Consider the following 16,527-nt stretch of genomic DNA (forward strand, 5'->3'; position numbering starts at 1 on the left):
ATCAGGGCCTGCTGGCGGCTCGCTTGGCGGCAGGGCGTGCAGGGCGCGCGCCGGACTGCGTCTTGGACGTGCGTTTCACGGGCGGTTCCGCCCAGGTGTTCTGCTGGGCGCGGACGAGATGATCGTGCAGGCTGGTCAGGTGGGCGTTCATTTCCGCCGCCGCCAGGTCCGCATCGCCGGCGCGCAGATGAGCCAGGAAGCGGTGCCGGTGCTCGACCAGGTCATGCTTTGGATCCGGACCGACCTGGCTGACCACCAGCCGCAGGATATGGGTCAGCGCGTCGATCACGATGATCATCACCTGGTTCTGCGTGGTTTCCGCCAGGATCCGGTAGAACTCGATGCTGTGGTCCAGCCGGTCGCGCAGATGGCCGGTGCGGCTCAGCGCCGCGACCTTCTCGATATCCGCCTCCAGCGCCTGGAAATCGGACTCCTCCGCCCGTGCGCAGGCCAGCCGGACGATATCCTCCTGGATCAGCATGCGGGCCTCGGTCAGGTCGTTCAGGGAGATCCGGCCCAGGCTGACCATGTCCTGCAGCGAACGGGTGACGGTCGGGTTGCCGTCCAGGATCGTGGCGCCGCCCTTGGCGCCCTTCTGCAGCCCGACCAGGCCGGCAATCTCCAGGCTGCGCAAGGCCTCGCGCACGGCGGTGCGGCTGACGCCGAACTGCGCCGCCAGTTCGCGTTCCGGCGGCAGCTTGTCGCCCGGGCCCAGGCTGCCTGCGGCGATGCGCTCGCGGATCCGGTCGCAGATCTCCTCGAACACCCGCTTCGGCTTGATGGGCTCGAATTCCGGTTTCCCGACGTCGCTCATGCTCTCTCCGGACAGGCTCCACTCGACCACGCAATCTAGCGGCCTTTCCGCCGCCCCGCGACTGCCGGCCGCGGCGGGCCTGCCGGCCCGGCGGCTTTCGGCTAGAGTTCCGGCCGGACGGAAACGGGATGGAACGTGGCATGCCTGACGAACGGGAGGGGCGGTCTGAGGGATTCGCGATACAGCGTCTGTCCGGCGCAATCGGGGCGGAGATCCGGGACATCGACCTGTCCCGTGACCTCTCCCCGGCAACGGTGGCGGCGCTGCGTCGGGCGCTGCTGGACCATCTGGTGATCGTGTTCCGGGGACAGCACCTCACGCCGGACCGCTTCCTGGCCGTCGCGACGGCCTTCGGCACGCCGGCCGACTATCCCTTCCTGCACGGCATCGAGGGTCATCCGAAGATCATCCGGGTCGCGAAGCTGGAACATGAGCGGGTGAATTTCGGCGGCATCTGGCATACCGATACGGCCTATCTGGACTGCCCGCCGATGGGCACGATGCTGCTGGCCGAAGAGGTGCCGCCGCAGGGCGGCGACACCCTGTTCGCCAACCAGTACCTGGCCTATGAGACCCTGTCGCCGGGGCTGCGCCGGATGCTGGATAGCCTGCAGGCGGAGCACAGCTCGGCCAAGGCCGCAGTGGCCGCGACCCGTGCCGACCGCATTGCCGAGGCCGGCCGCGATGCCAGGGCCGAATTCGTCGCGACCCATCCGGTCGTCCGCATCCACCCGGAGACTGGCCGCCGCGCGCTCTACGTCAATATCGCCCATACCCGCCGCTTCGCCGAGATGACGGAGGCGGAAAGCGCGCCCCTGCTGGACTATCTGTTCCGCCACCAGGTGGCGCCGGAGTTCACCTGCCGGCTGTCCTGGCGCCCGGGAACGCTGGCCTTCTGGGACAATCGTGCCGTCCTGCACTATCCGGTGAACGACTATCACGGCCACCGCCGCACCGCGCTCCGCATCACCCTGGCGGGCGAGCGGCCGCAATGACCGCGGCTTGACGGACGCCGGAGATGAACTAAGTTCATATGACTTAGTTTATAGGGGCGGCAGTTGGACATCATCAACATCCACCAGGCGAAGACCCATCTTTCGCGGCTGGTGGAGAAGGCCGCCAGAGGCGAGCCCTTCATCATCGCCAAGGCGGGCAGGCCGCTGGTGAAGGTGGTCCCGCTCGACCAGGATCTGCCGGCGCCGGCCGACAGGGTCGGCTTCATGGCGGGCGAGATCGGCGTGCCGGACGATTTCGACCGCATGGGCCAAAAGGAAATCGAGGCCCTGTTCGGCGTCGACGGCACATGATCGCCGGATGATGAGATACCTGTTCGACAGCCACCTGCTCCTATGGGCGGCCGGTGCGCCCGCGCGGCTGGGCGAAGATGTGCTGAAGCTGTTGCGTGACCCGGGTACGGTGCCGTTGTTCAGTGCCGCCAGCCTGTGGGAGATCTCGATCAAGGCGGGGCTCGGCCGCGCCGATTTCGCGGTGGATCCGCGGCTCCTGCGCCGGCGCCTGGGTGAGCATGGCTGGGATGAGCTAGCGATCACCTCGGCCCATGCCGTGGCCACGGGCGGCCTTCCGCCTCTGCACAAGGATCCCTTCGACCGCATGCTCGTCGCCCAGGCCATGGTCGAGGGCATTCTGCTGCTGACATCGGATCGCATGGTCGCCGCGTATCCCGCCCCGGTCCGACTGGTCTGAGCCACCCTCGCCGCGTCCGCGGCGCGGGTCTATGCTCGCCGCCATGCAGACCCGTACCGCATCCCGCCTGCCATGACGACTCGCGCCCTCTGCGTCGGCTCGGCCATGGCCGACATCATCGTCCTCGTCGCCAACCGCGACGTGGAGCGGATGACCATGCACAACGCCACCTCCTCCTTCCTGCTGCTGGAACAGGGCAAGAAGATCGAGGCGGAGAGCATCACCCAGCATGTCGGCGGCGGGGCGGTGAACGCCGCCGTGGCGATGGCCCGGCTGGGCCTGGAAGCCGGGGTGCTGGTGAAGATCGGCCGCGACCGCAACGGCGACCGGATCCTTGACCGGCTGGCGGTGGAAGGGGTGGATGACCGGCATGTCCTGCGGGCGGAGGAATTGCCGACCGGCACCGCGGTGATGGTCTCGTCCCACGACCGCAACGCGACCATCTTCACGCAGCGCGGTACCAACACCCTGCTGCGGCCGGCGGAGATCCGTCCGGAGATCTTTGCCGACCGCGACCTGGTCTACATCACCAACCTGTCGAACCGCTCCGCCGACTGCTTTCCGGCTTTGACCGCGGGCGCGCGCGACGCCGGCGCCTTCGTCGCCGTCAATCCGGGGATCCGGCAGCTCACCTCGCGCACCGGCACCTTCCTGGACTGCCTGGACAAGGTCGACCTGCTGGCGATCAACCGGGTGGAGGCGGAGACGCTGGTGCCGGCGCTGTCGGCACAGGACGAGGAGGATCCGGTGCCCGAGCGCTGGGGCGAGGCCGCGCCGCGGCTGCTGCGCATGGGCCTTTCCTTCGGCGGCTTCGACATGGGCCTGGCCGATTTTGTCTCCCGCCTGCGCCGCCGCGGTGCCGGCCGCGTGCTGGTGACCGACGGGGTGGAGGGTGCCTACCTGGCCGATGCGGACGGGCTGCACCATTGTCCGGCATTGCGCGCGGAGGTCGTCGGGACGGCAGGGGCGGGCGATGCCTTCATTGCCACCCTCGCCGCCTTCCTGGCGCAGGGGCGCCCGGTCCAGGCGGCCCTGCAGGCGGCCGCAGTCAATGCGGCCGCCGTCGTTTCCGGCCTGGATACCCAGGGCGGCCTGCTGACAATGCCGGCGCTGGAGGAGATGCTGTCGGAACGTGCCGCGGAACTGCGCACCGTCCGATTCGACATCGACTGACCGGGAAGGATGGGGGAAGGCCTGGCGCCGGGCCGGGGATCTTTACATTTCGTGCGGCTTGCGATCATTTGCGGGAAACAACAAGGCTGCACCAGCCGCTCCGGCATCGCGGGCAGGCGATGCCGGGTTGAGGGCTTCGATGGCGGCGGCCGCACCGGATCTCGTTGTGCCGGCGCCGTTCGGGGACCCATCGGGCAATGCTGTTCAATTCGTACGTCTTCATCTTTGCCTTCCTGCCCGTCGTCTACCTGGTCTGGTATTTCATCCAGGGCCGCCTGGGCACCCATCACGCGATCACCTTCCTGGCGCTGGCCTCGCTGGTCTTCTACGGCTGGTCGAGCCTGGAATTCCTGGCGATCTTCCTGTTCTCCTTCGCCGTCAACGCGCTGTGCATCTACGGCCTGTCCTACCGGCGGCTCGGTTCCTTCCGCTTCTACACCGCCGCGTTCGGGGTGATCTTCAACCTCGCGATCCTGGGCTACTTCAAGTACGAGAACTTCTTCCTGCACGCCTTTTCGGGTGGCACCGCGCAGGACTTCACCCTGTACAAGGCGGCGCTGCCGATCGGCATCTCCTTCTACACCTTCCAGCAGATCGCCTATGTGGTGGATTCCTACCGGCGGCATGTGGACGGCTATTCCGTCGTCAAGCACATGCTGTTCATCGCCTTCTTCCCGCAGCTGATCGCCGGGCCGATCGTCCATCATGCGGAGATGATGCCGCAGTTCGACCGCGACCGGCCGAACCGCCGGCTCATGAACCTCGCCATCGGGCTCGGCATCTTCGCCGTCGGACTGTTCAAGAAGACCTTCATCGCCGACGGGGTCAGCGTCTGGGCGGACCCGGCGTTCGAGCAGGCGGCCGCGGGCCAGGTGCTGACGGCGACGGAGGCCTGGATCGGCACCCTGGCCTATTCGTTCCAGCTCTATTTCGACTTCTCCGCCTATTCCGACATGGCGATCGGGCTGGCGCGGATGTTCGGCATCGTGCTGCCGCTCAACTTCAACTCGCCCTACAAGTCGCGCAGCATCATCGAGTTCTGGCGGCGCTGGCACATCACCCTGTCCCGCTTCCTGCGCGACTATGTCTACATCCCGCTCGGCGGCAACCGCTTCGGTCCGTCCCGGCGCTATGGCAATATCCTGGTGGTGATGGCGCTGGGCGGGCTGTGGCACGGCGCGGGCTGGACCTTCGTGCTGTGGGGCGTGCTGCACGGCAGCTACATCGTGATCAACCATGGCTGGCACGGCGTGCTGCGGATCGCGGGGCTGCAGGGGCTGGCGGGCCGGCTGTGGTACGGCATCGCCGCCTGGGCCCTGACCTTCGTCGCGGTGGTTTCCGCCTGGGTGCCGTTCCGCGCCCCCGACATCGGCACGGCGATCAGCATGCTGCGGTCCATGTACGGGCTGCAGGTGCCGGCGGCGGAGGCCGCGGCGGGGCAGGGCATGACCTTCCGGAACGGCATCTACGGGCTGCACGGGCCGGAACACACCACCCTGACCGATCTGGTCATGAACTTCCGCAACGGCATGGCCGGCCTCTACGAGGTGCTGGCCACCGCGTTGTCGAAATCGGTCCATCCGGTGACCCGCTTCAACCGCGACATCGGCTACGACATGGCGCTGCCGGTTCTGGTCATCTGCCTGGTGATCTGCCTTTGCCTGCCCAACACGGCGGAGATGTTCCAGCGCTACCGGCCCTGCCTCTGGCCGCCAGGCGCGGCGCCGGAGCGCTTCGCGGCGGTCCGTCTGACCCCGGTCTGGGGGCTGTCCCTCGCCGTCCTGATGGCGGTGGCGATCCTGCAGCTGCCGCGGGTCTCCCCCTTCCTCTACTTCCAGTTCTGACGGGCCGGCCCTGATGGCGACGCGTGGACCCGCCCGAGGTTTCCTGGCTGCCTTCTTCGGCGGCCTCCTGGTGCTGTTCGGCGGCGTGCTGGCGGTCACCGCCGGCATCGACCCCTACGGCCTGTCGCCGCTCGACCCGGACCTGGGCTCGCTGAATTCGCGCCGCATGGAGCGGCGCCAGCTGGACCGCATGATCAAGCCGATCGAGGCGATCGAGCGCCAGCCGAAGACCCTGTTGCTGGGCACTTCGCGGGTGCGGCAGGGCTTTGCGGCAGCGGGTTTCGACGGCACCGGCCTGGCGCCGGTCTACAATCTGGGCCTGAATTTCTCCAGCCTCGACGAGAGCACGGCGCTGCTGGAGACGATCCTGCCCTACCTGCCGTCGGTGAAGACCATCGTCTTCGAGTTCAACTTCGTGCACTACCACCTGCCGAAGGGGCCGCACGGGGTGCCGGTATCCACCGCGGACCTGCTGCACGATCTGGCCACGGCCTTCCTGTCGACCGACGCCCTGGCGGCGTCGGTCCGGACCGTCCTGCAGAACCGGAACTATACCGGCCACTACTACTGGATCCATCCGGACGGGATGATGGTGATGTCGCCGGCCTCGATGCTGCAGGACATCGAGAACTTCTACGCCAATGTCGTGACGCCGTTTCACGTCTTCCAGTCCGGTCCGGTGCAGGCGAAGATCCTGTCCGACCTGCGCGCGATCTGCGACCGCTACCGCATCGACTGCATCTTCGCCGTCCTGCCCTACCTGCCGAACGACCTGGCCTATTACGACGAGACCGGCAATTTCGCCTCCTTCGTGCAGGCCAAGCGCGAGCTCCTGGAGGCCGGCTTCCCGGTGCTGGACATGACCCTGTTCAACCCGGTCACCGCGGAGCCCCTGTCGGACGGCATGACCTACTGGACCGACGTCAATCACTTCAAGCCGCTGGTCGGCGGCTATATCGCCGACCGCCTGGCGGGGAGGGAGAATCCTTCGATCCCGGAAAGTTTCGGCATCTGGCTGACGGAAGAGAACTTCGCGCCGCGCATGGCCGAGTGGCGGGCCGGCCTGGATGCGTGGAAGGCGGCGCATCCGGAAGCCGTCAGCCGGATCCGCGCGACCCTGGCGCGCAAGGCGTCGGTGCCGCCGCAATGAAGCGCCTGCTTCTTCCCCTGGCCGGCGCGGCGCTCGCGATCCTGGCGGCGGCCGTCGTGCTGAACCTCTTCACCGTGCCGCCGCGCCATGCCGGCCCGACCGACCTGGCGGCGTCCTGCCCGTTCCGGGTCGTCGACCGGTTCGGCAACGGCTATGGCGACGACCGGTGGGAGGTCTCGTTCTCCGTCGTCGAGGGGCGGGAGCCCGATATCCGCGTGCACCGGGATGCGGGGGTGCGCGGCCCGGACGGCGCCGCTACCTGCCGTCTCGACATCCTGCGGCCGCCGCTGCCGCCGGTCGACGGCATCGACTGGCGCATCGGGCACAAGGTCGTCCGGCTCGGCGACCTGCGCGGCAAGACGGTGCGGGTCAGCACCTTCCTGCGGGCCGAGCCGGCGCTGCAGCTGTCGACCGGCGCGCTGTACGGCTATGACGGGGTCCAGGTGCCCGGCGTGCCGATCCGGGAGCTGGGCCCGGACTGGCAGGAATTCGCCTTCACCGTGACGGTCGACGGTGCGGCGCCGGTGTTCGAGACCTGGCTCCGCCTGGTGCTGTCCGGCACCATCTCCGGCCCGGGATCGATCTGGTTCGGCGACACGCGGCTCACGATCGACCCGGCATAGCGCCGCCGCCGGCCTCAGGCCGGCGGGGCGATCAGGAACACCTTGCTGGAATTGAAGATCCAGGTATCCAGGAAGCCGGTTTCCGACGGCCGGCGATCCAGCGCGCTGAGTGCCCCGGCGAGGCACATCCAGTTCAGCACCTCCTGCTGGCCGCTCTCCTCGATCGCACTGCCGGAATAGCCGCGCCAGGCCTGGTAGTCGCCGGCGCAGAGCTTGTCGTAGAGGTCCCGGTCGGCCGGGGTGTCGGGATAGAGGAAATGCGTCTTCGCCGTCAGGAAGGCATGCGACCAGCCAGAGGAGGACAGCAGCGCTACCCGGTAGGGGCTCTCCGCCAGGATCCGCGCCGTGGCGGCGCCCAGGTCGAACAGCCGGCGGGGTGTCGGCGCCGGCGGATCCAGTTCCTCCTCCGACACCGTGCGGTCGAAGACCGGCAGTCCGCCGCGCTGCGCCACCACCTTGCGGCCGTAGCAGTTGATGGCGAAAGGCACGATCGGATAGGGGAAGCCGCCGCGCTGATAGTCCAGGTACATGATCGCATTGGCGAAGGCATGGCCCAGCGGGTGGTGCAGCGGTTCGTAGGAATAGGCGGTGTCGAAGCCTTCCTCGATCAGCCGGCTGGCCAGCATCTTCGCCGCGGCGCGGTTGCCGGCCAGTTCGTAGACCTTGTCCGTCTCACCCCAGACATTGTCCGGCGGGGTGGTGAAGCGGAAGCTGTCATAGGCGTTGATGCAGTAGGGCGGGATGATGTCCTCGCGGAAATTCTCGTACTGGTCGTCGCCCCAGATCAGCACGAAATCCGGCTTGAAGGCGTCCAGCTCCGCCCGCACCCGGTCCAGCCAGCCGACCAGGTCCGCCCGGTGGCGGCCGGCTGCGGCCTTGCCCTTGTCGTCGCTCCACTCCGCCTGCATCGGCTCCGGCCAGTTCGTCGGGTCGCGCAGCTGCTCCGGCAGGTTGGGGTTCTGCAGCATGCGCTGCAGGATCCACGACATGCGCTCGTCATGGCCGATCAGCGGCGGGTAGTGGGAGATGCCGAGGGCAAGGATTTCGGCCATGGATGTCCTCCGTCAGAGTGTCATTCCGCCGCCTGGAGCCCGCTGTCGGGCTTGCGGTAGAGGGCGAGCAGCTCCGCCTCGCGCTTGCGCGCCGCGTCCAGGTTGCGTGCCTTGATATGCCCGAAGCCGCGGATGCCCTCGGGCACGGCGGCGATCTGCACCGCCAGCGGATGACGCTCCGCGGTCAGGCCGGCGGCCAGTTCGCGCAGCACCGCCGCATAATCCTCGACCAGCCGCCGCTCCGCCTTGCGCTCGGCGGTATAGCCGAAGATGTCGAAGGCGGTGCCGCGCAGGCCCTTCAGCTTCGCCATCAGCCGGAAGGCCGGGAAGATCCAGCGGCCGGAGAAGGCGCGCTTCGGCGGTACGCCGGTCTCCGGGTCGGGCCGCGAGATCAGCGGCGGCGACATATGCACCTTCAGCTTGAAATCGCCGCCGAACTGGCGGTCCAGCTTCGCCGCGAAGGCGCCGTCGGTGTAGAGCCGCGCCACCTCGTACTCGTCCTTGTAGGCCATCACCTTGTACAGGTTGCGGGCGGCCTCCATCGCCAGGCCGGCCTGGCCGGGCGCCTTCTGGCGCTCGGCGGCGGCGACCTCCTCCACCAGCTTGCGGTAGCGATCCGCATAGGCGGCATCCTGGTAGCCGGCCAGCCGCGCCACCCTGTCGGCGACGACCTCGTCCAGGGTCGGCTCCGGCCGTTCGGCCGCCGCCATCCGCGGCGCCGCGGCGCGGCGCACCGCCTCGATGTCGTGCGCGGCGAGTCGGCCCCAGGACAGGCTGGTCATGTTCGCCTCGACGGCGACGCCGTTGATCTCGATGGCGCGGGTGATTGCCTCCAGGCTCAGCGGGATCAGGCCCTTCTGCCAGGCATAGCCGACCAGGAACAGGTTCGCGGCGATGCTGTCGCCCATGATCGCGGTGGCCAGCCCGGTGGCATCGATGAAGTCCGCATGGTCGCGGGCCAGCGCGTCGCGGATGCGCTTCGACACCTCCTCGGCGCCCAGGTCCACCTTGTTGTCCAGGACGAAGGCGGCGGTCGGCTGCACATTGGCGTTCACCACCGCACGGGTCAGGCCTTCCTCCATCGTCGCCAGCGCGCCGGAGGAGGCGGCGACGACCGCGTCGCAGCCCAGCACCAGATTGGCGCCACCGGCGGAGATCCGCACCGCATGCAGGTCCTCCGGCTCCGGCGCCAGGCGGACATGGCTCATCACCGCGCCGTTCTTCTGCGCCAGGCCGGTGAAGTCCAGTGCGGTGGCGCCCTTGCCCTCGACATGGGCGGCCATGGCGATCAGGGCGCCGACGGTGATCACGCCGGTGCCGCCGATGCCGGTCACCAGGATGCCGTAGGGCTCCTGCAGTTCGGGCCGCGCGGGCATCGGCAGGTCGGCGAACGGGTCGGCATCCGCGCCGACGAGCTTCAGCGGCCGGCCGCCGGCCTTCTTCACCGCGGCGCCCTCGACCGTCACGAAGCTGGGGCAGAAGCCCTTCAGGCAGGAGAAGTCCTTGTTGCAGTCGGACTGGTCGATGCGTCGCTTGCGGCCCAGGTCGGTGTCCAGCGGCTTCACTGAAACGCAGTTGGACTGTACCGAGCAGTCGCCGCAGCCTTCGCAGACCTCGTCGTTGATGAACACCCGCTTCGCCGGGTCCGGGAAGGTGCCGCGCTTGCGGCGGCGGCGCTTCTCGGCGGCACAGGTCTGATCGTAGACCAGCACCGTCAGGCCGGGCGTGTCGCGCAGCTCGCGCTGCACCGCGTCCAACTCGTCGCGGTGGCGGATTTCCACCTTCGGCGCCCAGTGCACGCCGGCGGGATACTTGTCGGGTTCGTCGGTCACCACCACGACCCGCTTCGCGCCTTCGGACTCGACCTGGCGGGTGATGTCCCAGACGGTCAACGGGCCGTCATGGTGCTGGCCGCCGGTCATCGCAACCGCGTCGTTGAACAGGATCTTGTAGGTGATGTTCACGCCGGCGGCCGCTGCGGCGCGGATCGCCAGCAGGCCGGAATGGAAATAGGTGCCGTCGCCCAGGTTCTGGAAGACGTGGCTGTCGCCGGCAAAAGGCGCCTGGCCGATCCAGTTCACCCCCTCGCCGCCCATATGGGTGATCGTCTGGGTGTTGCGGTCGGGCATCCACAGCGCCATGCCGTGGCAGCCGATGCCGGCCATGGCGCGGCTGCCCTCCGGCACCTTGGTGGAGGTGTTGTGCGGGCAGCCGGAGCAGAAGAACGGCGTGCGCACCGTCTTCGGCGGCGGTGCGGCCGCCTGCGCCTCCTTCTCCCGGATCCGGGCCAGGCGCTGCGACATCGCCGCATCCACCATGTCGTGGCGCTGCAGGCGCTCAGCCACCGTGCGGGCGACCATCGCCGGGTTGAGTTCCCCGAGGGATGGCAGCAGGATCCGCCCGCCCTCGTCGGTCTTGCCGCAGATCGACGGCCGGCGGTCGGCGGGCAGGCGATAGAGCAGCTTCATCAGCTGGTCCTCGATCAGCCCACGCTTTTCCTCCACCACGATGATGTCGGTCAGCCCCTCGGCGAAGCGCAGCGCGCCGTCGGCCTCCAACGGCCAGGGCATGCCGACCTTGTAGATCCGCACCCCCAGCTCGTGCAGCCGGTCGGGGCGCAGGCCCAGGTCGGTCAGCGCCTGGCGCAGGTCCAGATAGGCCTTGCCGGTGGCGACGATGCCGATGCGGGCCGGCCGGTCGGGTTCGAACACCACCCGGTCCAGGCCGTTGGCGCGGGCGAAGGCGGCGACGGCCTGCATCTTCGGCCCGTGCAGGCGGGCCTCCATCGCCATCGGCGGATCCGGATAGCGGATGTTCAGCCCGTCCGCCGGCATCTCGAAATCGGCCGGGATGACGATCTCCGGCCGGCCGATATCGACCGCGATCGAGGCGGAACTCTCCACCGCTTCGGAGATCGCCTTGAAGCCGATCCAGCAGCCGGTGAAGCGCGACATCGCGAAGCCGAGCAGGCCGAAGTCCAGATATTCCTGCACCGTCGCCGGGTTCAGCACCGGGATCATCGCCGCCTGGAACACCTGCTCCGACTGGTGCGGCAGGGTGGAGGACTGGCAGCCATGGTCGTCGCCGGCCAGCGCCAGCACGCCGCCATAGCGGGAGGAGCCGGCGGCATTGGCATGCTTCAGCGCGTCCAGCGACCGGTCGACACCAGGGCCCTTGCCGTACCAGATGCCGAACACGCCATCGACCTTGGCGCCCTTGAACAGGTTGACCTGCTGGCTGCCCCAGACGGCGGTGGCGCCCAGATCCTCGTTCACCCCGGGCTGGAAGTGGATGTTGCGGTCGGCCAGGAACGACTTGGCGCCCCACAGCGCGCTGTCATAGGTGCCCAGCGGCGAGCCGCGATAGCCGGAGATGAATCCGGCCGTCGTCAGCCCAGCGGCACGGTCGCGGGCCGCCTGCATCAGCGGCAGCCGCACCAGCGCCTGCACGCCGGTCAGGTAGATCCGGCCTTCTTCCAGCGCGTATTTGTCGTTCAGGCTGACCTGGGCCAGTTCCATGCCGTGTCTCCTCCGGCCGCCTCTTCAGCGCGGCGGCCCTGTTCTGGGTCCTTCTCCCCGACAATGCCGCAAATCATTTGGTCTTACCATTGCGGGAAGATCAGAAGACGCCGGGATAGGAGCCGCCGTCCAGCAGGATGTTCTGGCCGCTGATATAGCCGGCCGGCACGCTGCACAGGAACGCGCAGGTGGCGCCGAATTCCTCCGGCCGGCCGAAGCGCCCGGTGGGGCTGGCGGCTTCCTGCTTCGCGCGCTGTTCCTCGATGCTGATGCCGTTGCGCTCCGCCAGCTTGGAGATGTTGGAGGTCAGCCGGTCGGTGTCGAAGCGCTCCGGCAGCAGGCTGTTGATGGTGATGCCGTCCTTCGCCAGGCTCGGCACGATGCCGGAGACGAAGCCGGTCAGCCCCATCCGCGCCGCGGTGGACAGGCTGAGGAATTCGTGCGGCATCTTCACCATGGCGGAGGTGATGTTGACGATGCGGCCGAACTTGCGCCGCTGCATCGCCGGCAGCACGTCGCGGATCAGCAGGATCGCCGACAGCATGTTGGCGTCGGTGGCCTTGTGCCAGTCCTCGCGCTCGAAGCTGCGCCAGTCGCCGGGCGGCGGGCCGCCGGCATTGTTCACCAGGATGTCGGGCTCCGGGCAGGCGGCGAGCACCGCGGCGCGTCCCGCGTCGGTAGTCACGTCGGCGGCGACGGCCACGGTCTCCGTGCCGGTCGCCCGGCCGATCTCCTGCGCGGCCTTCTCCACCGCGTCGGCGGTGCGGGCGACCAGGGTGACCTTCACCCCTTCCTCGGCCAGGGCGGCGGCGCAGGCGCGCCCCAGGCCCTTGCTCGCGCCGCAGATGATGGCGGTCTTGCCGTTGATGCCGAAATCCATGTGCGGGTCCTCGAATCTGTGCGTCGTTGTCAGGCCGCCAGGCCGTCGCCCAGCAGCTGCCGGGCGATGATCAGGCGGTGGATCTGGTTGGTCCCCTCGAAGATCTGGTTGATCTTCGCGTCGCGCATGAAGCGTTCGACCGGGAAGTCCTTCATGAAGCCGGCGCCGCCGAACACCTGCACGGCGTCGGTGGTCACCTTCATCGCCATGTCGCTGGCATAGCATTTCGCCATCGAGGCGCGTGCCGCGAAGCGATGGAAGGCGGCATCGTCGGCAAAGCCCTCGTCCGCCACCCGCGCCACCTCGTAGACCAGGCAGCGGGCGGCCTCCACCTGCATCGCCATGTCCGCCAGCATGAACTGCATGCCCTGGAAATCGGCGATGGTCTTGCCGAACGCCTCGCGCCCCTTGGCATAGTCGACCGCCAGGTCCAGCGCGCCCTGCGCCAGGCCCACGGCGACCGCGCCGATGGTGGGCCGGTTCATGTCCAGGCAGCGCATGCAGATCTTGAAGCCGTCGCCTTCGGCGCCGATGCGGTTCGCCGCCGGCACCCGCATATTGTCGAAATAGAGCGGGCTGTCGGGGATGCCGTTCAGCCCCATCTTGCGGTCCAGCTTGCCGATCTCGAAGCCCGGCGTCCTGGTGTCGACCAGGAAGGCGGAGATGTTGTGGGTGCCGCGGCCCTCGCCCGTCTTGGCGAAGACGGTGACATAGTCGGCCACCGCGCCGAAGGTGATGTAGCACTTCTGGCCGTTGATCACGTAGTCGTCGCCGTCGCGCACCGCGCGGGTCTTCATGCCGCCGACATCGGACCCGGCCTGCGGCTCGGTGATCGCGATGGCGGTCAGCATCGGCTTCTCGCCCATCTTCGGCAGGTAGGTCCTCTTCTGCTCCTCGGTGCCGAAATGCAGCAGCGGCAGGATGAAGCTGATCGTGCCCTGGGCGACCATCAGCGCTGCCGTCTCCGACACCTTCGCGACCTCCTCGAAGGCGATGCAGGCATCGGTCAGGCTGGCGCCGGCGCCGCCATATTCCTCCGGCAGGCGCATCTGCAGGATGCCCATGTCGAAATAGACCTGCACCAGCTCCTTCGGGAAGCGGTCGTTGCGGTCGACCTCGTCGGCGATCGGTGCGACTTCCTTCTGCACCATGCGCCGCACCGCGTCGCGGAACGCGACCTGCTCTTCCGTGAACTTCATGCCCCGCCCCCTTATCTATTCCGCAGCCTTCAGCGGATCGCCGTAGCGTTCGCGCAGGGTGACCTTGTGGATCTTGCCCGTTGCCGTCATCGGCAGTTCGTCCACGAAGCGGATCTCTTCCGGGATCCACCATTTCGCGATGCGGCCCGCCAGATGCGCCCGGATCGCGTCGGCGTCCTGCGCCGCGCCGGCGCGCGGCACCACCAGCAGCAGCGGCCGCTCCTGCCATTTCGGATGCGGGACGCCAATCACCGCCGCCTGGGCGACGTCCGGATGGTCCATTGCGGCGGCTTCCACCTGCACGCTTGGGATCCACTCGCCGCCGGACTTGATGACGTCCTTGGCGCGGTCGACGATCTCGACGCTGCCGTCGGCGTGGATGCGGGCGATGTCGCCGGTCGGCAGCCAGCCGTCGACGGCCACCGGATCCTGCTTCAGATAGCCGGCGGCGACGCAGGGGCCGCGGGCCTGCAGATGGCCCTGGCTCTCGCCGTCATGCGGCACCGGCCGGCCCTGATCGTCGACCAGCCGGAGCTCTGCCAGGAAGCCCATCCGGCCCTGCCGCAGGGACAGCGCTTCCTGTACCTCCGGTGCGGCATCGGCGCTGCCCGGCGGCGGGCTCGCCTTGGTGACACCCAGTGCCTCGGTCATGCCCCAGGTCTGCCGGCAGCCCAGGCCATATTCCTCTCGCAGGGTGCGCAGCAGGCTGGGCGGCGCCTTGGTGCCGGCGGTCAGCGCCACCCGCAGGGTGGGGGGCATCGGCAGCCGCTCCCGCTTCAGAAGGTCGACAAGGGCCAGCCAGATCGTCGGTACCCCGGCCGCCAGGGTGACCCGCTCCGCCACCATCTGCTCGTAGAGCTTCTCGGGCTCGAAATTGCGTCCCGGCAGCACCATCCGCTGTCCCTGCGCCGGCGCGGTATAGACCATCTGCCAGCCATTGCCGTGGAACATCGGTGCGATCGGCATGACGGTGTCGGTCGCGCCGGCGGCATAGCCGCCGATCATGTCGGCGGTGCTCATGTAGAGGGTGCTGAGGATCGTGGAGCGGTGCGTGTTCACCACGCCTTTCGGCTGGCCGGTGGTGCCGGAGGTGTAGCAGATGGTCGAAGCCTTGCGCTCGTCGAACTCCGGCCAGTCATAGTCGTCGCCTTCGGCGGCGAGCAGGTCCTCGTAGGACAGCAGGCCCGGCAAGGCCGAATCCGGCAGTTCCCCGGGCGCCCCCATGTAGATCCAGCCGCGGACCGTCTCCAGCTGCGGCGCCAGGCGTTCCGCCAGGGGCAGTGTGGTGGCGTCCAGGAACAGCCAGCGGTCCTCGGCATGATTGACGATATAGACGATCTGATCGTCGAACAGCCGCGGATTGATGGTGTGCAGCACCGCACCGGTGCCGGAAATGCCGTAGAACAGCTCGAAATGCTGATGCGTGTTCCAGGCCAGCGAGCCGACGACATCGCCGTCGGCGATGCTCAGCCGGACGATGGCATTGGCCAGCTGCCGGCAGCGCCGTGCCGCTTCGGCATAGCCGTAGCGATGGGTCGACCCGTCGATCCGGCGGGCGACGATCTCGGTCCCGGCGCTGACCGTTGCGGCATGCTCGATGATGCCGGAAATCAGCAGCGGCCTGTCCATCATGTGGCCAAGCATCCTGTCCTCCCTCGGTCCGGCCTCTTTCCGGGACCGGCTTTATTGCCGCGGTGCTGAACCGGCGGAAGGGTCCAGTCTAGTGTCGCGGGTTGTCTCTTACAAGCAGTACGGACTGTTTTTAACAGCACCTGCGCAGCGGCGCCGGCGGAGGGATCAGCCGGCCGCCGCCGCCTTCGCTGGCAGGTGGGATGCGATGTAGGCACCGGCCATTTCGCGCCAGATGCCGAACAGGCGCTCGAAGCGATCCGGCTCGTCCTGCCAGAGCATGCGCACGGCGAAGCCGCGCACGATGCTCAGGGTCAGCCAGAGGATATCCTCGGCGACCTGCGGCGGGATGCCGGAGGCGACCAGCACGTCGTACCAGGCCTTCTCGGCCGGCAGGCGGGATTCCTTCGCCATCTGCCGGGTCCGTTCGCGGAAGGCGTCGTCCGGGGTTGCCATGCCGATGTCCAGGCCGATGAAGAAATCGTCCTGGAAGAAGAAGGCCTTGGCATCCTCGATGATGCCTTCCAGCACGTCTTCGTCCGCGCGGGGGCGGGTGACCTGTCGCATCGTGCGGGCGAGCGACTTGTCATAGACATGCTGCAGGGTGGCGTAGACCAGGTCGTCCTTGGTCGGATAGTGGTGCAGCATCGCGCCGCGCGAAACGCCGGCGATGCGCGCCACCTCCGCGGTGCGGAAGTTGGCATAGCCGCGGTTCCGGATCAGGCGGACGGCGGCTTCCATGATGCGCAACTGGGTCTCGGCGCTGCGCTCCGCCTGTGTCTTGCGCGGACGCCGATGGCCGCCGCCGCGCGAGGTTTCGCTCTTCCGCGTTCCGGTGCCCGCCTTGGCGACCGGCGCGGCCGCCCGCAGGCGCCGCTGCTCCACTGATGCCATTACCCTGTCCCGGGCCGGCCGCCGCGCGGCGGCCGGCTCCAACTGCC

At 68.4% G+C, this 16,527-nt stretch carries 14 protein-coding genes; 7 read left to right on the forward strand and 7 right to left on the reverse strand.

Going from position 1 to position 16,527, the window contains the following annotated elements:
* Window position 1 precedes the first annotated feature (1 nt).
* A complete protein-coding gene (locus ACFOGJ_RS14735) occupies window positions 2-814 on the reverse strand; it encodes a FadR/GntR family transcriptional regulator (RefSeq protein WP_379901665.1) in 813 nt (270 codons plus the stop codon).
* 140 nt (window positions 815-954) lie between these two features.
* On the opposite strand from ACFOGJ_RS14735, the gene ACFOGJ_RS14740 reads away from it, so the two are divergent.
* From ACFOGJ_RS14740 to ACFOGJ_RS14770, 7 genes are all read left to right on the forward strand, one after another.
* On the forward strand, window positions 955-1,809 hold the full coding sequence (locus ACFOGJ_RS14740) for a TauD/TfdA dioxygenase family protein (RefSeq protein WP_379901667.1): 855 nt from the start codon (window positions 955-957) through the stop codon (window positions 1,807-1,809).
* 63 nt (window positions 1,810-1,872) lie between these two features.
* On the forward strand, window positions 1,873-2,121 hold the full coding sequence (locus ACFOGJ_RS14745) for a type II toxin-antitoxin system Phd/YefM family antitoxin (protein ID WP_379901669.1): 249 nt from the start codon (window positions 1,873-1,875) through the stop codon (window positions 2,119-2,121).
* Between the two features lie 7 nt (window positions 2,122-2,128).
* Window positions 2,129-2,518 carry a type II toxin-antitoxin system VapC family toxin gene (locus tag ACFOGJ_RS14750; RefSeq protein ID WP_449288587.1) on the forward strand — a complete coding sequence of 130 codons (390 nt, stop codon included), beginning with the start codon at window positions 2,129-2,131 and terminating at the stop codon, window positions 2,516-2,518.
* Between the two features lie 72 nt (window positions 2,519-2,590).
* On the forward strand, window positions 2,591-3,691 hold the full coding sequence (locus ACFOGJ_RS14755) for a carbohydrate kinase family protein (protein WP_379901671.1): 1,101 nt from the start codon (window positions 2,591-2,593) through the stop codon (window positions 3,689-3,691).
* Window positions 3,692-3,888: 197 nt separating this feature from the next.
* Window positions 3,889-5,535 (forward strand): MBOAT family O-acyltransferase, encoded by a 1,647-nt coding sequence (locus ACFOGJ_RS14760; RefSeq protein WP_379901673.1) that lies wholly within the window; start codon window positions 3,889-3,891, stop codon window positions 5,533-5,535.
* Window positions 5,536-5,548: 13 nt separating this feature from the next.
* Entirely contained in the window at window positions 5,549-6,685 is a 1,137-nt protein-coding gene (locus ACFOGJ_RS14765; RefSeq protein WP_379901675.1) for a hypothetical protein, read from the forward strand.
* The gene (locus ACFOGJ_RS14770) at window positions 6,682-7,308 is read left to right on the forward strand and encodes a hypothetical protein (protein WP_379901677.1); all 627 of its coding nucleotides are present in this window, start codon (window positions 6,682-6,684) and stop codon (window positions 7,306-7,308) included. Before ACFOGJ_RS14765 ends, ACFOGJ_RS14770 begins: the two co-directional genes overlap by 4 nt.
* 14 nt (window positions 7,309-7,322) lie before the next feature.
* Here ACFOGJ_RS14770 and ACFOGJ_RS14775 read toward each other — a convergent pair whose 3' ends face one another.
* From ACFOGJ_RS14775 to ACFOGJ_RS14800, 6 genes are all read right to left on the reverse strand, one after another.
* A complete protein-coding gene (locus ACFOGJ_RS14775) occupies window positions 7,323-8,360 on the reverse strand; it encodes a hypothetical protein (RefSeq protein ID WP_379901679.1) in 1,038 nt (345 codons plus the stop codon).
* A gap of 20 nt (window positions 8,361-8,380) precedes the next feature.
* Window positions 8,381-11,878, reverse strand: coding sequence for an indolepyruvate ferredoxin oxidoreductase family protein (locus ACFOGJ_RS14780; RefSeq protein WP_379901681.1), 3,498 nt, complete (start codon window positions 11,876-11,878; stop codon window positions 8,381-8,383).
* A 100-nt stretch (window positions 11,879-11,978) separates the two neighbouring features.
* Window positions 11,979-12,758 carry an SDR family oxidoreductase gene (locus ACFOGJ_RS14785; protein WP_379901683.1) on the reverse strand — a complete coding sequence of 260 codons (780 nt, stop codon included), beginning with the start codon at window positions 12,756-12,758 and terminating at the stop codon, window positions 11,979-11,981.
* 29 nt (window positions 12,759-12,787) lie between these two features.
* Complete coding sequence (locus ACFOGJ_RS14790) at window positions 12,788-13,957, reverse strand: acyl-CoA dehydrogenase family protein (RefSeq protein ID WP_379901685.1); 1,170 nt, start codon at window positions 13,955-13,957, stop codon at window positions 12,788-12,790.
* A gap of 15 nt (window positions 13,958-13,972) precedes the next feature.
* Entirely contained in the window at window positions 13,973-15,589 is a 1,617-nt protein-coding gene (locus tag ACFOGJ_RS14795; protein WP_379901687.1) for a long-chain fatty acid--CoA ligase, read from the reverse strand.
* 165 nt (window positions 15,590-15,754) lie between these two features.
* Window positions 15,755-16,527: TetR/AcrR family transcriptional regulator (locus tag ACFOGJ_RS14800; protein ID WP_379901689.1), on the reverse strand; the 773-nt coding region annotated here is incomplete at its 5' end.

The organism is Marinibaculum pumilum (genome assembly GCF_042646425.1).
Taxonomy (GTDB): Bacteria; Pseudomonadota; Alphaproteobacteria; order Ferrovibrionales; family Ferrovibrionaceae; genus Marinibaculum; species Marinibaculum pumilum.